General features: G+C 35.9%; 11 protein-coding genes, 5 tRNA genes and 1 other RNA gene. 5 read left to right on the top strand and 12 right to left on the bottom strand.

What is annotated here, in order from left to right; genetic code table 11:
- Positions 1-36: 36 nt before the first annotated feature.
- Positions 37-1,824, bottom strand: coding sequence for a long-chain fatty acid--CoA ligase (locus tag N2201_03635; GenBank protein MCX7785303.1), 1,788 nt, complete (start codon positions 1,822-1,824; stop codon positions 37-39).
- 320 nt (positions 1,825-2,144) lie between these two features.
- Between N2201_03635 and ssrA the strand changes: the two genes are divergently transcribed.
- Positions 2,145-2,495: a transfer-messenger RNA gene (gene ssrA, locus N2201_03630) on the top strand.
- Positions 2,496-2,617: 122 nt separating this feature from the next.
- On the opposite strand, the gene N2201_03625 is transcribed toward ssrA, so the two are convergent.
- From N2201_03625 to N2201_03595, 7 genes are all read right to left on the bottom strand, one after another.
- Positions 2,618-3,100: an adenosine-specific kinase gene (locus N2201_03625; GenBank protein ID MCX7785302.1), complete on the bottom strand. Its 483-nt coding sequence runs from the start codon at positions 3,098-3,100 to the stop codon at positions 2,618-2,620.
- A gap of 40 nt (positions 3,101-3,140) precedes the next feature.
- Positions 3,141-3,213 (bottom strand) — tRNA-Lys (locus N2201_03620).
- A 65-nt stretch (positions 3,214-3,278) separates the two neighbouring features.
- Positions 3,279-3,365: transfer RNA gene (locus tag N2201_03615), tRNA-Leu, on the bottom strand.
- 60 nt (positions 3,366-3,425) lie between these two features.
- Positions 3,426-3,498 (bottom strand) — tRNA-Cys (locus N2201_03610).
- A gap of 28 nt (positions 3,499-3,526) precedes the next feature.
- Positions 3,527-3,599, bottom strand: a tRNA-Gly gene (locus tag N2201_03605).
- Between the two features lie 52 nt (positions 3,600-3,651).
- Positions 3,652-3,724 (bottom strand) — tRNA-Glu (locus tag N2201_03600).
- Between the two features lie 134 nt (positions 3,725-3,858).
- The gene (locus N2201_03595) at positions 3,859-5,619 is read right to left on the bottom strand and encodes a peptidyl-prolyl cis-trans isomerase (protein ID MCX7785301.1); all 1,761 of its coding nucleotides are present in this window, start codon (positions 5,617-5,619) and stop codon (positions 3,859-3,861) included.
- Between the two features lie 246 nt (positions 5,620-5,865).
- Here N2201_03595 and purM point away from each other — a divergent pair, with 246 nt between their 5' ends.
- The 3 genes from purM (at position 5,866) to N2201_03580 (ending at position 14,366) form a co-directional block, all read left to right on the top strand.
- The gene (gene purM / locus N2201_03590) at positions 5,866-6,921 is read left to right on the top strand and encodes a phosphoribosylformylglycinamidine cyclo-ligase (GenBank protein ID MCX7785300.1); all 1,056 of its coding nucleotides are present in this window, start codon (positions 5,866-5,868) and stop codon (positions 6,919-6,921) included.
- A gap of 100 nt (positions 6,922-7,021) precedes the next feature.
- Entirely contained in the window at positions 7,022-8,758 is a 1,737-nt protein-coding gene (polX, locus tag N2201_03585) for a DNA polymerase/3'-5' exonuclease PolX (protein ID MCX7785299.1), read from the top strand.
- A gap of 265 nt (positions 8,759-9,023) precedes the next feature.
- On the top strand, positions 9,024-14,366 hold the full coding sequence (locus N2201_03580; protein MCX7785298.1) for a C25 family cysteine peptidase: 5,343 nt from the start codon (positions 9,024-9,026) through the stop codon (positions 14,364-14,366).
- A gap of 421 nt (positions 14,367-14,787) precedes the next feature.
- On the opposite strand, the gene dprA is transcribed toward N2201_03580, so the two are convergent.
- From dprA to rsmD, 4 genes are all read right to left on the bottom strand, one after another.
- Positions 14,788-15,858, bottom strand: a complete 1,071-nt coding sequence (dprA, locus tag N2201_03575) for a DNA-processing protein DprA (protein MCX7785297.1) — start codon at positions 15,856-15,858, stop codon at positions 14,788-14,790.
- Between the two features lie 51 nt (positions 15,859-15,909).
- The gene (obgE, locus tag N2201_03570; GenBank protein MCX7785296.1) at positions 15,910-16,878 is read right to left on the bottom strand and encodes a GTPase ObgE; all 969 of its coding nucleotides are present in this window, start codon (positions 16,876-16,878) and stop codon (positions 15,910-15,912) included.
- A 76-nt stretch (positions 16,879-16,954) separates the two neighbouring features.
- Complete coding sequence (gene coaD, locus N2201_03565; GenBank protein MCX7785295.1) at positions 16,955-17,449, bottom strand: pantetheine-phosphate adenylyltransferase; 495 nt, start codon at positions 17,447-17,449, stop codon at positions 16,955-16,957.
- Complete coding sequence (rsmD, locus tag N2201_03560) at positions 17,424-17,993, bottom strand: 16S rRNA (guanine(966)-N(2))-methyltransferase RsmD (protein ID MCX7785294.1); 570 nt, start codon at positions 17,991-17,993, stop codon at positions 17,424-17,426. The genes coaD and rsmD overlap by 26 nt, the downstream gene beginning before the upstream one ends.
- Positions 17,994-18,171: 178 nt before the next feature.
- Between rsmD and N2201_03555 the strand changes: the two genes are divergently transcribed.
- A complete protein-coding gene (locus N2201_03555; protein MCX7785293.1) occupies positions 18,172-19,131 on the top strand; it encodes a 50S ribosome-binding GTPase in 960 nt (319 codons plus the stop codon).
- Positions 19,132-19,511 lie beyond the last annotated feature (380 nt).

Below are 19,511 nucleotides of genomic sequence, written 5' to 3'. Positions count from 1 at the left end.
AGAATTACTCAAAATTCTTTACATTGTTTATAAATTCTATATCCGAAATGCTTCTTTACTTGCTTTCTCGTAAGTTTCTTCAATTAAACTATGATATTTCTCAAAGATTTTACTTCTTCGCAATTTCAATGTTGGTGTAAGCAACCCATTTTCAATTGTGAAACTTTCAGTTATCAAGGCAAATGCTTTTATTTTCTCATATGGTGCTAAATCTTTACATGCAATATCAATCTCCCATCTGAATAAACTTTTAATCTCATTTCTACGTAATAGTTCTGGATATTTTTGATAAACGATTGAATTACTTTTAGCATAATCTTCCACTGCTTTTTGCTTAGGCACAATCAACGCAATGATAAAATTCTTCTTATCACCATATAACACCGCCTGCTCAATATATTTGCTTTTGCATAACTTTTCTTCAATTGGAATTGGCGGAATCTTTTTACCATAAGATGTGACTATCAGTTCTTTAAGTCTTCCCGTAATAATTAAATTCCCGAACTCGTCAAATTTACCTTGGTCACCGGTATGAAACCAGCCGTCTTTATCAATGGCTTTAGCGGTCTCTTCAGGTTTATTATGATAGCCCAGCATAACATTCGGTCCTTTAACTAAAATCTCGTCGTTTTCTCCAATTTTTACTTGCACTCCGGGAAATATTTTTCCCACTGTGCCCAATCGGTTATCTTTTGGAGTACAAGCACTAATAACCGGTGATGTTTCAGTTAGACCATAACCTTCACAGATGTTAATTCCAACAATCTGAAAAATTTTAGCAATCCTTCTATCCAGCGGTGCACCACCTGAAACTAATAATCTCAATCTACCACCGGCAATCTTTCTGAATTTCTTTGCTACTAACATATCGTAAATAAATCGTTTTATTTTTAGCGACCGCGGAATCGGTAATTTCTTGTATTTCCGATTTGTATATTTATTAAGAACCCCAATTGCAGCATAGACTAAAGACTTTGTAATTTTAGAACTGGCATTAACTTTTTCTGCTATTGATTGATATGCTTTTTCCAAAACACGGGGTAATGTTATTAAAACCGTCGGTTTAATTTTCGCAACATCTTGAACAATCGTGGTGAAATTTTCCGCATAGCCAATTGTTGCGCCGGCAAAAATCATCACATAATATCCCGCAGTCCGTTCAAACATATGGGAAAGGGGTAGATAAGACATTATCACATCTTTACAATTAATATCAAATAATTTTATTGCTGAAACCGCATTTGAAATAATATTATGATGCGTAAGCACCGCTCCTTTCGGTTCAGCGGTTGTTCCTGAAGTATAAACAATGGTTGCAATATCATTAGATGAACCATTCGCTTCTTTTACATCATTACCAGATTTAGTCATATCCGAGAATTTAATAAAACTCTTTTTAGTTGTTATTCCGGTATCATCAAACAGAATCAATTTTTCAATTGAAGGTGTATCCTCTATAATGCTATTAACATTATCAAAAAGAGTCTTATTTTCCACAAACAATATTTTAATTTTAGCATCATTAATAATATATTTCACATAAAACGGCGACAAAACATGATAGATTGGGACAACAATTGCACCCAATTTAAGAGTTGCTAAATCTGCCATTACCCATTCAGGTCTATTATATGAATAAATTCCCACCGTATCACCTTTTTTAACACCTAATTGTTGTAAATGAAATGCAACTGTATTAATAAAATCACTTAATTCTTTGTAGGTTATTTTCTGATACTTACCTTGCTTTTTATACATCAAGGCAGTTCGTTTAGGATAATTAACTACTGATTGGACAAAATATTGATATATCGTATCTGCCATATTAACATTTTGCTTAAATTAAACACGATGTCAAGTAACTTAAGATTAAGTCTTTCAAAAAATGTCAAAAAAATACATGGGACACAAAAATAGAAATAAAATGTAATGGTTCACAACTTTGAAAAAAAAGTCATATTCATCTATTACTAAATGTATCCTTAATGTCAAAGACAAAGATACAACTATGAGATTATCTATTGTTATGCTAAAATTTATATTTTCTAAATCTCAATACGATGACTGATTCAGAAGGCTTCAAAAAATTGTCCTTGACAATATTCTAATCGTATCTTATATTATTATAGTTATTCAGTTACTTCGGGGGCGTATGGTTTCGACGAAGTGACTGAGAAGTTTGAGGGCATAGCGAGTTTCTTCAGTATCTCGTAAAAAACTGAAGAAATTACAGCTGCCAATAACAGCTATGCAATGGCTGCCTAATTAAAGGCGCCACTCTATCCTATCATTTCACCCGGGATAGGAATAGGGTCGATTAGGGTGATTAAAGTTCTAACTCTGTCTTGTAGTTAGAACTGGATATATTAACAAGACTGGTTGGTCTTTGCCTGTTATTCGGCGAAAAGACCAATGAGATTCAAAGAATAACTAACTATGTAGAACTCAAACTTCGAACGCTTCGGACGCGGGTTCGATTCCCGCCGCCTCCATTCTCCATTATTATCCTGATTAAAAAATCAGCACAGAAATTATTACGAACTTAAATTATACAATTCTGAGGGGAAAAGTCCTTTGAAACGAGTAGTGAATTTAATCTAAAAAATAACACGCAAGACTATTTTTTATATCCAATTTGTCTTAAAAATTCTTTACGCTCTTGTTTATCTTTGTCCATCTCAATACCTTTCGTTTTTTCGCCATCAATTACCCCTAAAATTCCTCTTCCCTGTTCGGTTTCAGCAATAATCACTTCTAATGGATTTGCGGTTGCACAGAATATCGAACAAACCTCCGGCACTGATTTTATCGCATTAAGTACATTAATTGGGTATGCGCTTCTCATTATTATAATAAACGAGTGCCCGCAACTGATATTATAAGCATTCTCTTCAGCAAGTTTCATTAACTCAGTATCATTACCATCACTACGGACTAAACAAGGACCAGATGACTCACAAAAAGCAATTCCAAATTTTATTCCTGGTACAGAACTAACTAAAGTCTCGTAAATATCTTCTACTGTTTTTATAAAATGTGATTGACCCAAAATGATATTAGTATCATCAGGTTTTCTTATTTTTACTGATTTTAGTTCCATTTTACCATCGGTTATTTATGATAATTTTTGAATATAAAACTGGGTCGTGCAGGATTCGAACCTGCGGCCACCGGATTAAAAATCCGGTGCTCTGCCACCTGAGCTAACGACCCGACACACAACTAATTATTGTATTTGAGGAATAGAAATAACAAATTATTAATTTTATCTTATATAATGCCGGGAGCCGGAATCGAACCGGCACAGTCGAAAACGACCGAGGGATTTTAAGTCCCTTGCGTCTACCATGTTCCGCCATCCCGGCTTCTGTTTTATTAGAATATCGCAGATTAATCATCCAATCTTTGAGTATTAGCATAAATAAAGGCGGCAATGGGACTTGCACCCATGAATAGCGGTTTTGCAGACCGCCGCCTTGGCTACTTGGCTATGCCGCCATACACTATTTCACTAGAATAAATTTAAAGCGGGAGACGAGATTTGAACTCGCGACCCTCACCTTGGCAAGGTGATGCTCTACCAGCTGAGCTACTCCCGCATTTATCTAAAAATAATATATCTTATTTGTAAAATTGTCAACGAGTTTTACGCGGTCCCAACGGGAGTCGAACCCGTGTCTTCACCTTGAAAGAGTGATGTCCTAAACCACTAGACGATGGGACCATTGCTATAGAATAACCAAATTTTCTAAATTGTCAAGGCAAATTTGCATTGAAATATTTATTCTAATGGGCAAATCTATTCTATTATTATTTTGAAAACAAGAGAACTCACAAAAATATTATATTTGGATGATATTAAAAGAATGTTGCGTCACGAAAATCAAGAATTTCCGGCATCCTCGTCGCATCTTGGAAAATTTGATTGCCAACTTCTGTGACTCGATTCTCTCGATAACTGTCCGGGTTAAAAGTTGCATTATTTCTTCGTTCATCACAGCGTATGATAAATGCTCCTGCATCGGTTGATAATACTCCATAAACTTCACCCGGATTCAAAGCATAAGCAGTACCGGCAAATTCTGAACCCCGTCGGTTTCGGCATTCTTTAAATGAATTGAATTCCTCAGTTCTTAGGTCTATTAAACTTTCAGTGCGAACAATTGATTCGAGAGGTACACGATTCTTAACCTTTTCCATAATTTCCTCAGCATATTTTTTTATCAAATCCTTTTCTTTTTCTCTTCTTACTGTCCATTCAATCGAACTTTTGACTTTATCAAATGGTTGAATTGATTTAGGCTCTTTTCCGATATATTGGAAAATGTAATAACCACCTCGACCTTTCAGAGGTTTACTGACTGCCCCTGGTTTAGATTTTAGTACAAATTCCTTAAATTGATTCTGACTCAAAATGCCAGGAAAACCAAGCCGGTCTTTGGTCATTGGTGGCATTTCCCTTAAGAATAGTCCGTATTGCTGACATAGTGTATCAAAATTTTCTGTTCGAGCGCGGTCTAAGAAAGCATTGATGCTATCCAATAATGCAGTTTCAGTCTCTCGGGTAATTTTTATAGACTTGGTTATCTTTTGAATTTTCACACTGTCTTTTGCTTTAGCAACTACTTTAATAATTTGCCAACCAGTTGAAGTAAGTATTGGTGGCGTAACAGAATCATTTGTCAGTTTGCGAAGTGCATTTTGGGAAATTGAATCCAATTCTTTTATTTTTATCCATCGGGCAGTAGTATCAGTTGGATTTTCCGAAAAATCTCGAATCAAAATATTGAACTCTTCAGTTTTAGTGAGTTCATAGGCATCTTCAATTTGCCTTTGGGCATCTAATGAATCTCGGGAAGTAATAGTTAAAGGAAAGAATACACTTTTCACTCGATACGACTCTTTTCTTTCATACTTGCTTTTGTTCTTTGCATAGTACTTTTTAAGTTCATCTTCAGTTGGTGTATATTTTTCGGTTAAAACTTTGTTACTAAAATAAAGAAAGGTAACTTTAATACTTGTATTCTCTTTCTCCATAGCATCGTTAATTTCACCACTAGTCACGCGATAACTGTTTAAAACATCAAGCCGGAATTTTTCTTTGGGTAAGGCATCAGCCAGTTCTTGTGCATATAGAGTTAATTGGACTCGATTTTCCGGAGCAAACATATACTGTTGATACTTTTCGTAATTAAACTTGCCATCCGTATAAAACTCGGGATTATTTTGAATCTCAGGGGGAGGATTCGATTTGATAATTTCAATAATTTCCGGTTCAGTAATTTTTATTTTAGTTTTTTTCAAAATGTCCTGCCAAGATTTTTCAGTGGTTAGGTATTGCCAGGTCTGTTGTTGAATATTCTCAAAATCCTGTTGTGATAGGTCTCGAATTTTCTTTTCGATTTGGTATTTATTTAAGAAATAATTAAAAGCGTTGCGATATTCATTAAGGGTTATCTTTTTCTTACCGACTTTTCCCACGATACCTTTTGCGAGCATCCCTTGACCAGATGTGCTACGTAGCATTTGCCATAATTCACTCATTAAAAATCCGCCAATAAAAGTAGCGGCAACAATAATAAATAATATTTTGCTCCATCTTCGCATTTTTATAATCATAGTTAACAATTTTACAATATTTCTATAAAAAGTCAATAGATGGGTGTAATGTTAACTTTAAGTAAGAATGTTCTGAAAAAGCGCCTTGGGACTAACTGGCGGCACGTATCCGTATCGGAGAAAAGACAACAAAATAAGAACAATGTCCGCTAACTTTTAGGATATTAAGAGACAAAACTTGACTTTTTCCGAACTCTCAAATAATTCTGATTGACATTTTGTATCATTTTGATTAAATTGTACATTATGGAAAAAGTTGCTCAAGCATATAAAAAAGCTGGCGTGGATATAAACAAAACTTCAAAAATCAAATTACGAATCAAATCATTAGCCAAAAAGACTTTTTCATCTCAAGTTTTATCCGAAATTGGATTGTTTGGCGGACTATACGACTTATCACGAAGAACGGATTACACAAGAGGTTCAACGGTTTTAGTTGCCAGTTGTGATGGAGTTGGCACAAAACTAAACATTGCTCAAATGATGAATAAACATAACACCGTTGGCGAGGATTTGGTTAATCACTGTGTTAATGACATTTTAACCTTAGGTGCTAAACCTTTATTTTTTTTAGATTATATCGCTTATAGTGAAGTCAATTCAACAGTAATTGAAGAAGTTGTTAGCGGATTGACTAATGGTTGTAGAAAAAATAATTGTGCTTTAATTGGGGGGGAAACTGCAATGATGCCTGGAATGTATAAGAAAGGCGAATACGATCTGGTTGGATTTATTGTCGGTATTGTTGACAAAGATAAAATTATTGATGGCAAAAAGATTAAAGTCGGTGATAAATTAATCGGTCTTCCATCTTCAGGACTCCATACAAATGGCTATTCTTTAGCAAGAAAAATATTCTTCACAGATAATAAATTTACTATAAATACTAAACTTCCAGGATTAAGTCAACCATTAGGCGAGTTATTATTAAAAACACATCGTTCATACTTAAAACAAGTCTACCCCCTTCTCTCTTATATTGCTGGTATTGCTCATATTACTGGAGGTGGGTTTTTTGAAAATCTTGAGCGGTTGTTACCTAAGAAATTATCTTGCATAATTTATCAAGACACATGGCAAATTCCGAAAATCTTTACCTTAATTCAAAAATACGGTAATATTACAAATCAAGAAATGTATCGTGTCTTTAATATGGGCATTGGAATGATATTATTTGTGCGTCCAAACAATGTTGATAAAATTGTCCGAAGAATACCAAATGCGAAAATAATTGGTGAAGTTATTAAAGGAAATAAGGAAGTGCGAATAATAAGTTCAAAAAGCAAAATTCGAAAAGCATAATGATTAATAGAAATCAAAAATTTTTCTATTCCATCCAAATAAAACTAAAATTCCATGGTTTTTATTCTGAGTCCTTTGAGTCTCGAAGGCAAATACCATAATGAAGAATAAAGAAATTGCCAATATTTTTGATAGAATTGCTGATGCCTTAGAATTTAAAGGCGAGCAAGTGTTTCGTGTGCTGGCATATCGAAAAGCAGCACGAATCATAGAAGAATTATCTGAAGATATTGAGGTCCTAAATAAAGAAGGAAAATTAAGAGATATTCCAGGCATTGGCGAAGGTATTGCTAAAAAAATAGATGAATATCTAAAAACCGGCAAAATGAAAAAGTTCCAAGAAGCAATGCAAGGTATTCCGCAAGAATTACTGGAGTTACTTAATATCCAAAATTTAGGTCCGAAGACACTAAAATTGGCAAATGAGAAATTAGGTGTAAAAAATTTATCAGATTTGAAAAAAGTCATCGAAGATGGGTCTTTAGCAAAACTCTTTCGTATGGGTGAAAAGAAAGTTGATAATATACGTAAAGGGATTATCCTCTACGAACAAGGTCAAAAGCGTATTCCGATTGATACTGCTCTTCAGATTGCAGAAATGGTAGTTGATTATTTGAAAAAAGCACCGGGCATTCTTGATATTTCGCCCTCTGGGTCGTTACGAAGAATGAAAGAAACCATTGGCGACATTGATATATTAGTCACCGGTAAAGATGGTGATAAAATAATCGACTACTTTACTAAAATGCCTGAAGTTACACAAGTCCTTGCTTCAGGTAGCACTAAAGGTTCGGTCATTATCGGTTCGGGTGAAGAAGCAATTCAAGTTGATGTTCGATTTGTTGAGCCAAAATCTTATGGTTCAGCATTACAATATTTTACCGGCTCTAAAGAGCACAATATCAAACTTCGCAGTTTAGCCAAAGAAAAAGGACTTAAGTTATCAGAATATGGTGTTTATCGAAATGAAAAATATTTAGCAGGAAAAACCGAAGAAGAAGTTTACAAAATATTAGGATTATTATGGATACCGCCGGAAATACGCGAAGACCGGGGGGAAATTGAAGCCGCTTTAGCCAATAAGTTACCAAAATTAATCGGTTATGATGAAATCAGAGGCGATTTACAAGTTCATTCTAACTATTCTGATGGTGCTGCATCAATAGAAGACATTGTTCAAGCCGGTATAAAACTCGGTTATGAATATATCGCGATTACCGACCACTCGAAAACGGCTCAATATGCGGGTGGACTTTCTGAAGACCATTTAAAAATGCAATGGGACGAGATTGATAAAGTCCAAGATAAATATAAAAAGATTAAGATTCTAAAGGGTGTTGAAGTAGATATATTAAAATCAGGCAAACTTGATTTTTCTGACCGAGTTTTAAGTAATCTGGATATTGTCCTTGCAGCCATCCATCAGGGCTTCAAACAGAATGTAACTGAAAGAATCTGTTCGGCAATTGAAAATCCTTATGTTGATATTATTGCACATCCAACCGGCAGATTGATAAACAAACGGGAAGGCTACGATGTCGATTTAGAAAAAGTTTTAGAACATGCTCAAAAATACGAGAAGATATTAGAAATCAATGCTTATCCGAATCGACTTGACTTGAATGATATATGGGCAAGACGGGCAAAAGAAATGGGTATCAAATTAGCAATTAACACAGATGCCCACGGTGTACTTGATTTAAACTGGATGCGCTTTGGAATTGGAGTTGCTCGTCGTGCCTGGTTAGAAAAACAAGATGTTATTAATGCGATGAAGTGGCAAGACCTTAAAAAACTCTTAATTCGTCGCCGAAAAGGAAAGGACAACTCTGGATAAATATTTTCGTGCCATTGAGTATACTGAGTAGAACAATTCTTCAGTATAATAAATTGAATCTGGTATCTTTGAAAATCACTAAATATTTCTAATATCTTTTTCGGGCCTTACCTGATACTGAGTCGCAACTACCGAATATAGGTGTGATCTCCTGAACACTTCTACAAAATTCTCTTACCCAATTGTTGACGGAAAATAAATCATAATGTATAATTTTTTAGTGAACATTTATCTTTTATTTAACAAATCCTGCCAAGGAGGCAGAATGAGAAGAATATTATTTTATTTTCTTATTTTTTCTTCAGTTGTCTCCGCAACTTCCGAAGTTGTAAATTTTTCTGATAATTTAGGCAAAAATCATTTATTTAATATTATCTCAACTTCAGATGCCGGAGTAGAAATTATTTTCAGTATGCTCCGGATGGTTGTAGAAGAAATAGAAGTTGACGGTATGCCAATGAAAACTTATGGTGTGCCAGGAATATTTCTGCCCAATGATGAAGGTGCACCCAGTCTTCAAGGCACTGGTCGTTATATTGCAATACCTCAAGGTGCAACTGCTAAAGCCACAATCATTGAAACTCGCAAAGAAGTTTATCATAACATCGAAGTTGCCCCAGCACCTAAAATACCTTTAGAAACTGATACTTCGCCATTGCGCTATGTCAAGAATATGGAGATTTATGGTAAAAATGAATATTACCCAGATTCGCCGGTAAAACTTTCTGAGCCAATGCAAATTCGGGGTGTTGATTGTGTGATATTAGGAATTACACCTTTTCAATATAACCCAATAACCAAGGAGTTAATTGTTTATAAAGATATTAGAGTTAGAATAGATTTTATTGGTGGCAATGGTCGTTTTGGGGAACCGTTATTGCGTAATCCTTATTGGGAACCAATTCTGCAAGGACATCTGTTAAACTATAATTCCCTGCCAGCATTTGACTATGATGAATATTTTGCGCGGTGTCGAACTCAAGATAAAAGTGGAAGAAATGGTGCGGAATATATTATCATTGTTCCTGATGACCCAGCATTTATTGCTTGGGCTGAAACCATCAAAGTCTGGCGCAAATTACAAGGAATTTCTACTGTCGTATATAATCTAACCCAAATCGGCGGTAATACCACAACTGCAATCAAGAATTTTTTGACTAATGCTTATAACACTTGGAACCCCCGACCTGTAGGATTCTTACTCTTATCCGATTATGAAAATTCTGGAAAAACTTATGGTATTACCTCCTATCGTTTAACTCACCCTTATCAAGGAACCTATATTATGGATAATTGGTATGCAGACATAACCGGTGATAATTTACCAGATATGTATCATGGTCGAATATGTGCGCAGAATGAATCGCAATTAAGTATTATGATAAGAAAATTTCTTAGTTATGAGCGAGCACCTTACTCCAATGCGAGTTTTTATAATCCTATTATTTGTGCGGCTTGGCAGACTGAAAGATGGTTTCAATTGTGTGGTGAAGTTATTCGTGGCTTTATGATAAATGGATTAAGTAAAAACCCAGTGCGTTTGTATGCAATTTATTCGGGCACACCAACGGCTGGTGGAGTTTGGTCAACTGCGACCAATACTTCAACTGTGGTTAATTATTTCTATAATCTTGGTTGGTTACCATCAACAACTAATCCGAATGGTTCCAGTTGGTGGAATAACGGTAATAACACATTGATTACTCAGGCAATTAATAATGGTGCATTTTTATTACAACATCGAGACCACGGCGGAGAAACTGGTTGGGGCGAACCTGCTTACACCAATTCTGATATTAGCAATTTAACAAATGACAAATTAATTTTTGTCAATTCTCATAATTGTTTAACTGGACGATATGACTATGCGAGTGAAGTCTTTACTGAGAAGTTTCATCGTTATACATATAATAATACCTTAAGCGGTGCTTTAGGTGTTAATGCCGCCAGTCAAGTTTCTTATTCATTTGTTAATGACTGCTATGTCTGGGGTATGTATGATTGTATGTGGCAGCAATTTATGCCTGATTATCCTGCATCCGACATTACACCAACCGCAACTCTTTATCCTTGCGCCGCAATGAGTTATGGTAAATATTTCTTACAATCGTCAAGTTGGCCCTACAATACTTCAGATAAAGTCATCACTTATAATTTATTTCATCATCATGGCGATGTCTTCAATCCATTATATTCTCAAGTTCCCCAAAATTTGACCGTGAGCCATGCATCAACCCTACCAGCAAATGCCACTAGTTTTTCCGTTACGGCTAACGAAGGTTCTATAATTGCTCTGACAGTAAATAATGAGATTATTGGAGTTGCCTTAGGCACCGGGAATCCGGTATCAATTCCAATTTCTCCCCAAGCACCTGGTAATACAATGAAAGTTACGGTCACTAAGGTAAATTATTATCGTTATATGGCATCAGTGCCAATTGTGGCCGGTTCTTCAGCATACATTATTGCGACTAAGACAGTCCTTAATGATTCTAATAATAATGCTCAAATCAATCCGGGTGAATTAATTAATTATGGCGTTTATGCGAAAAACACAGGCGGGATGACCGGCCAAGGCATTTATGGTAAGTTATCAGAAACTAGCCCGTATATCACAATGGTCAGAGATTCCAGTTGGTTTGGAAATATTGCCAGTAATGACTCAGCAATATCAAATCCCTATTTTCAATTTCGACCAACGAATAATTGTCCCAATGGACATATTGTAAACCTTACGCTAAAATTTTATGATATTAATAGCAATAACTGGACGTCAAATTTAAGCGTTACAGTCTATGCTCCAGATTTAATCTATCAGAGTGTTGCAGTTACAGGTGGTAATGGTAATGATATTTTGAATATCGGTGAAACTGCTAATTTGATTGTAATGATAAAAAATATTGGTGGTGCGAGTGCAACCAATGTCAGTTCAAAATTAAAGACAAACTCAACCTACATTACAATTAATGACTCTATGGGAAATTTTGGCACAATCCAACCCAACAATTCAGCAACTAATTCTGCTGACCCTTATACAGTAACAGTTAGTCCTTATGCACCCGCAGGAACAAGTGTACAATTTTCTCTCATTGTTATTTCTGGAGTTTATATTGATACGCTGAATTTTTCATTATTAATTGAACCTTATCTTGAAGATTTTGAAATTAATAACGGAAATTATTCAGCCAATCCCAGTTCGTCGGCTTGGGAATGGGGAATTCCAACATCTGGACCTAATTCTTCGCATTCAGGCTCAAAACTTTGGGCAACTGTGCTTAATGGAAATTATGCAAACAACGCGGATTGGAAATTGACCAGTAAAGAATTTATTGCCACTCAAAATAATCCGATTCTAAAATTTTGGCATTGGTATAACATAGAATTAAGCAGTTATTATCCTGGTCGTGCCTGGGATGGAGGAAATGTTAAGATTTCAACTGATAGTGGTAATACTTGGATTTTAATCCGTCCGATTGGTGGTTACGATGGCGTTGCCTATACTACAACTTATGGTATTGCAGGCGAATCTTGCTATAGTGGAATAGATACTGTTTGGACTGAAGAGCAATTTACTCTGCCTGTAAATATTGGGCAGCGTTTCTTTTTACGATGGCATTTTGGCAGTGACGGCGGCGTAGTACGACCTGGTTGGTATGTTGATGATATTAGTAGTATAGGATTTGTTCCGTTTGTCAAAATTAATGATGTTGGAGTTGAAGCAATTATCTATCCGAATACTTCACATCAAGTAAGTACTCCTTTACAACCAAAAGTCCGACTTAGAAATTATGGTAATATCTCTCAATCTAATTTTCAAGTCATCTGCTCAATTGTTAATGCTAATGGGACATATCGTTATTCCAATACCCAGACCATTACATCAATTAATCCCTATGACACGGTGCGAGTTAATTTTCCTTCATGGACCCCAACAATAATTGAAGGCTGTACAATCAAGATACGAACTAAACTCACTAACGACCAAAACTTAAGCAATGATCGAATGACTTATTACTTTTCCATCGGTGATTATATACCACCGGCAATACCAACTCAAATTTTACCACCTAACGGCTCAAGTAGTAATAACCCAAGCCCAAGATTTTTCTGGCGTTTAATATCTGAAGCGGTCCTTTATAATTTAGTTGTCTTAAAAAACCAACAAGAAGTAATTAATGTAAACATAAGTGAAACGACCTATTCGGCATCACAACTATCTTCTGGAACTTACCAGTGGAAGGTTCGTGCTCGGGATGAAGCCGGTAATTGGAGCAACTTCTCGTCCGAATGGACTCTTATTATAATCGCTGAAACTCCTGGGTGGTCACAAAAAGAACCAGTTAATTCTAATTTATCTCCAGCAATATTCAATGCAATCAAAGATGGTGGCGCCTTAGTCGGTACCGGTGACGAATATCTATATGCATTTATTGGAACTAAAACCAATATATTTAGGCGATACTCTATCCACACAAAATCAGGATGGGAAACAGTTGAATCAATACCTTTCGGTTTCAAATTTCGTCCCGAGACCGGTGTTGACCCTACGACAATCAACAAAAAATTTATTGGCAAAGGTTCTGCCCTATGTTATGATGGAATAAGTAAAATTTATGCAGTTAGAGGTAATGGCACCTGGGAATTCTGGTGTTATGATATTCCTTCTCACACTTGGACTCAATTACCTTATTTACCATCGCCAAAAGCGCCTAAGAGTGGAACATCGCTTGCCTATCATAATAACTTTGTCTATCTTTTGGTTGGTGGTCATAGACCAACCGACCAAACCAATTTCTATGCTTATAATATTGCTGAAAGCACCTGGACAATCAAGGCCGGAGTTCATTTAGGTTCAAATTATAAACCGTGGAAAGCCGGCAGTTGTATAACCGAACTCAATAGCAAAATCTATGCACTTAAAGGTGGCGATAATTATAACTTATTCTTTGTTTATAACCCGACAACCAATAGTTGGAGTGACTTAGAATCAATGCCTTTACCCAATATGGTCTTTGGACAATACAAAACCAAAGTATTGGTCAAAGATGGGGCGGCAATAGCATCTGATGACAATGCCATCTATGCCATCAAAGGTGGTGGCACTGATGTCTTTTGGAAATATACACCTGGTAATCCAGGCATTTGGGAAATAAAAGACCGGCTTCCAGTATTTGACAAGAAGCACGCACCTAAAACCGGTTCAGCAATGGCTTATGCCGGAGGTAAAATCTGGCTCTTAGTCGGTAATAAGCAACCTGATTTCTGGTGCTACACAATCGGCGCCCAAGACATATTTACGACAAAACCATCTACTTATCCAAATATCGCAACTGAGAGAAGTATCTCAAACTTAAAATTCCATCTTGAGATTAGTCCTAATCCTTTTAATAAACTAACTACAATTCAATATACTGTTCCAATTGCCGGCGAAGTTTCAATTAAACTCTACAATATAAATGGACAATTAATCAAAACCATTATTGACGAACATCATAATAAAGGTAATTATACTACAATACTATCTACAGATAATTTAACCAAAGGTATTTACTTCATACGTTATATTGATAAAAGATACCAGAAAGAAATAAAACTAATAGTCCAATAAATAAAGAGTCGCACTTTATCTAAAATAGAGTTAGAGAAATTAGAATCCTCAAAAATAGAACCTGTAAAATTTCTTATATTTATCATTTTGATTTTAAGATGGTTAGTCGGAACTGAGACAAGAATATTCATTCTATTCTTAGGCAATTAAGTTATTTGACTTAGGCCAGTGATTTTAGCATCCATCTTAGGATAAAAGCCGTTATTTCCTACAGAAGACTTTTTGCTTAAATTGCATCTATCAAGACTAATGAGGTAAATATTAAAGTCAATAAAAGGTATAAACCGCTAACCCATATGCGAACTTCTCTGCCACATATAAGATAAGACTTTCCTATCATTCGGTTAGGAATAGTCTGACTTTGACCTAACCCAACCCTAGCCCAGGCCTAGCCCCATACAAGCAACTTACGAAAAACAATTTAGAAAGTTTTAATATATTTATTTCCTGGAAGTTGTTTGATTAGTCCTTTAATTTCCAGTGATAACAATTGGACTAAGACTTCAGAAATCGGTTCATTTAATAAATCCGCAATTTGGTCGGAGTAAAGTGGGTCTGAGTTAAGTATCTCTAAAATCTTCTTTTCTTTTTCATTAACTGGTATTTCGCTCTTTTCTTTTTTATCTAAAGTAATTTTTAACTCTTCACATATATCCTCAATAGTAGTGACTGGTTTGGCCCCTTGTTTGATTAATTGATTTGTGCCGGCGCTTGTTTGCTTGTCAATGGCTCCAGGAACGGCAAAGACGTCTCTACCTTGTTCTGTTGCCCAAGTTACGGTATTTAATACTCCTGAATCCGATGGTGCTTCTATTGCCAGCACTCCTAAAGAAAGACCACTAATAATTCGATTGCGTTTGGGAAAGTTCATAGCAAATGGCGTTGTGCCGAAATTGAATTCAGAAATTATTGCGCCATTTTGGGCAATCTTATCATACAGTTGTTTATTTTCTGGTGGATAATAGACATCAATACCACAGCCAAGCACAGCTAATGTTCGTCCTTGAACTTTAAGTGCGGATTGATGTGCTATTGTATCAATTCCTCGAGCTAATCCACTAACAATGGTAATACCAATACTTGCTAATTCGCTACTAAACTTTTCTGCAACCATCTTGCCATAAGGTGTTGGTCGCCGGGTACCAACAATTGCAATCGCTTTTTCATCCTCCAGTCTTATTTCTCCGCGAATAAATAAGACAGGAGGCGCATGCTCAATTGTCTTAAGATTTTTCGGGTACTCGGCATCAAGATACGAGATTATTTTAACTCCTAACCTTTCCGCTATCTTATATTTTTCTGCGGTCTCCTGGGAACGCTGATAGTTCTTAATTGCTGAAGCAATTTCATTATCAATACCTTTGACCGTTAATAAATCAGAAATTGCTGCATCAAAAATTGCTTCTGGTTTCAGGAATTTTTGCAGGAGATTTTTAAGTTTCGCCTCGGTCATCCGAGGTATCTCGTATAAATCAATAAACAGTCGGTTCATTCGCTTAATTTAACTATGATTCCTGATTTTATTATCATTGTTTAGCACTAATTAAGCCGGTGTAAGGTATTTCTCAGAAAGATAACTTAAGAAACTATTCACTCCTTCGCCCGTTAGACAGGATATGTAAAAACTTGGTAAAGCAGTAGCAAACTTGGGTATTTTCTTGAGCAAATCAGTCTTGTTAAATACAATAATTTGTTCTTTTGTAAGTATTTCCGGATTGTAATTATAAATCTCTTTCTGGATTGTTTTTAAGTCTTCTATCGGGTCAGGTCTACTGATGTCAATGACATAAATTATAATCTTTGTCCGTTCAATATGTCTTAAGAAGACTAAACCCAAACCTTTACCCCCAGAAGCACCTTCAATTATACCTGGCATATCAGCAACAGTAATTATCTGTTCTTGGGATTTAAGCACACCTAAATTGGGTGATAAAGTGGTAAATGGATAATCAGCAATTTTCGGATGTGCTGAGGTTATTTTGGATAATAGTGTCGATTTACCCGCATTGGGCAAACCAACCAAACCAATATCAGCAATTAATCGCAGAATTAATTTTAATTTTCGTTTCTCTCCCGGCTCTCCTTTTTCCCTTATACGCGGTGCTCGATTGGTTGAACTAACAAATGAGGCATTACCTCTGCCACCTCTTCCACCTTTGGCAACAAGCAGTTTTTGATTATGCTCAAGAATTTCGCCAAGTTTTTCCTCAGTTTCTGCATCAAAAACATCAGTGCCTAATGGAACCGGAATAAAAGTATCTGTGCCATCTTTACCATGCTGATTTTTACCTTTACCGTGCATTCCCCGTTGCGCTCGATAAGTTACATGATATTCTAAATCCGCAAGCGTCGTCAGGTCTTTTTGACCAATTAAATATACTGAACCACCATTTCCACCGTCACCACCATTAGGACCACCTCGGGGAACAAACTTTTCGCGACGAAAGGAAATACAACCATCTCCACCATCACCGGCAAACACATTTATGACTACTTGGTCAACAAACTTCATTTATTACTATACTATCGCATTATTGATAGGTTTGGTTCTAAACATTACTCAACGATATGATTTCGTAGAAAAGATATTAAAATTTCAGTCTTTTTTCTTTTAGTCTTTTCTCCAATGCGAGGATAACTGGTTTAGGCACAAAATCTTTCAGGTTTCCACCCATACGGCCAATTTCCTTAATTAAAGTTGCCGATAAATAAGCATATTGTTCAGAGGCTAAAAAGAAAATAGTTTCGATTTCTGGCGCGATTTTGCGGTTTGTTAAGGCCATCTGAAATTCATAATCAAAATCGGAAATTGTCCTTAAGCCTCGGATGATTGCACAGGCTTTCTCTTTTCTAACAAAATCTACTAACAGACCGTCGAATGATTTTATTTCTACGCGAGACATCTTTCCGAGGACTTTCTTTATCAGTTGTTCGCGTTCTGACATTGTGAAAATCGGCGATTTCTCTTCGCGTTTTGCCACTGCAATAATTATTTTGTCAAAAATTTTCAATGCCCGTTTGACCACATCAATATGACCATTAGTAATTGGGTCAAAACTACCTGGAAAGACTGCTTTTTTCATAACTGCTCCTTAAAATTGATATTACCGTATCATTATAATTTTTTCTTTTAAATAAATCAATGCCTTCTGGTATCGCAAATTCTTCCTTTTTTGAATGCTCAATAATAATAATGCCTTTCTTGTCTAATAATTCATATTTAATTATCTTTTTGATGATTGGCTCGACTAATCCGACATCATATGGTGGGTCTAAAAAAATAAGATTAAACTTTTCCATTTTTAATTTCGGTAATATCTGCAAAGCATCTCCGACAATAACTTGAGATTTATCTTCTAATCCGGTTAGGTTCTTTCTTAAATAACTGACAATTTTTCGATTGCTTTCAATGAATGTAACAAATGTCGCTCCCCGAGAAAGTGCTTCAATTCCAACTGCTCCAGTACCAGCAAAAATGTCACACATCTTCGCTTGGTCTATAATATCAGGAAAATTGGCTTCAATGATATTAAAGATTGCACCACGAATCTTGTCAGTTGTCGGTCGTAAGATTCCCTTAGGATATATAAGCCGTTTGCCTTTAAGAGTTCCAGCAATAATCTTCACTTCTCAATATATATCAATAAAAATGTATTTGTCAAGTTAGAAAAGAATGAACTCTAAAAAGTTTTTTGCCCCAGAGCCCAAAGTGCACAGGGAAGCTATTATCTTTTAAGGTTCATTAACTATTGGCAATTTTATATATCTATCTTGACAACTTATATAATCAGTGTATATATATTATATGCCAGCAAATTTAACGCCACAATACCTTGAAGCCGAAAAACGATTCCGTAATGCTAAAACCACCGAAGAGAAAATTGTTTATCTTCAAGAAATGCTGGCACTAATTCCTAAACATAAAGGCACAGAAAAACTTCAGGCTGAAATAAAATCCCGGTTATCTAAATTAAGAAAAGAACAAAATCAGAAATCGCAAACTCGTCGGGCAGTTTGGTATCATATTGAAAAACAAGGTGCAGGTCAGGTGGCGGTTTTTGGTGCGCCCAATGTGGGAAAATCTTCAATTGTAAAGATATTAACTAATGCCTCTACTGAGATCGCACCTTATCCTTTTACGACGACAACACCAATTGCGGGCATGATGATTTATGAAGACATTCAGATCCAATTAATTGATTGTCCACCTTTAACCGAAGACAGCCCACCGTGGTATTTTCATATTCTTCGAAGCGCCGATTCCACGGTATTTGTCATTGATGCAGTTGCGGATGATTTGGTCGAATCTACAGAAATCTGCATCAAACGACTAAAGGATACCAACATTATCCCAAGTTCAGATTCGCCAATATCTACTAAGCCAATGATTGTTGTTGCTAATAAGACTGACGAACCTAATGCCCTTTTAGGCATCGAAATTATTAAAGAGATGATATGTGATTTACCAATTGTGCCGGTGTCAACAAAGACCTATGAAGGATTAGAAGACTTAAAGGCAAAAATTTTTAAAAGTCTTGATATAATTCGCGTATATACCAAACCGCCGGGAAAACCACCTGATTTAACTGAGCCAGTCATAATCAAAAGTGGTAGCACAATATTAGATGCTGGTAAAACTTTACACAAAGATTTTGCCAAAAATCTGAAATTTGCTCGGCTTTGGGATGGAGACAAATATCATGGCCAGCGTGTCGAACGCACCCATATCTTAAAAGATAAAGACATTGTAGAATTTCATATATAAAACAGGTCTGACCTGATAGAGTTGAAGTGAGGTTTTAATTTAACCCATTGCCATTGATGGAAGAAACCTTATCCTCAATTCCTCTCTTTTTGACGGGTGAGGTTAGATTAGGGTGATTCCGAAAGTTTCCCCCTTTATTCTTTCTCATGCGGGGAAAGAAATTGAGTGTTTAACCTTAAACTTTTGAACAAATTACCATTTGTCTGCATTTGAGATTCATCACTGGCATTAAGCAGGTCCGACCGGCTTATTATCATTTAACCTTGAACTTTTGAAACATTTATCATTTGCTGACATTAGCAGCATTAGCAGGTGCGACCTACTAATTTTACAGAATCTCAAACTACTAACACTTTGGACACTACTTGTCCTGTCTCTTA

It is taken from the genome of candidate division WOR-3 bacterium (genome assembly GCA_026418155.1).
In the GTDB taxonomy this organism is placed as follows: Bacteria; Hydrothermota; Tepidihabitantia; order Tepidihabitantales; family CAIPLT01; genus JAOABV01.
This window is presented reverse-complemented; position numbering and strand designations above follow the sequence as displayed.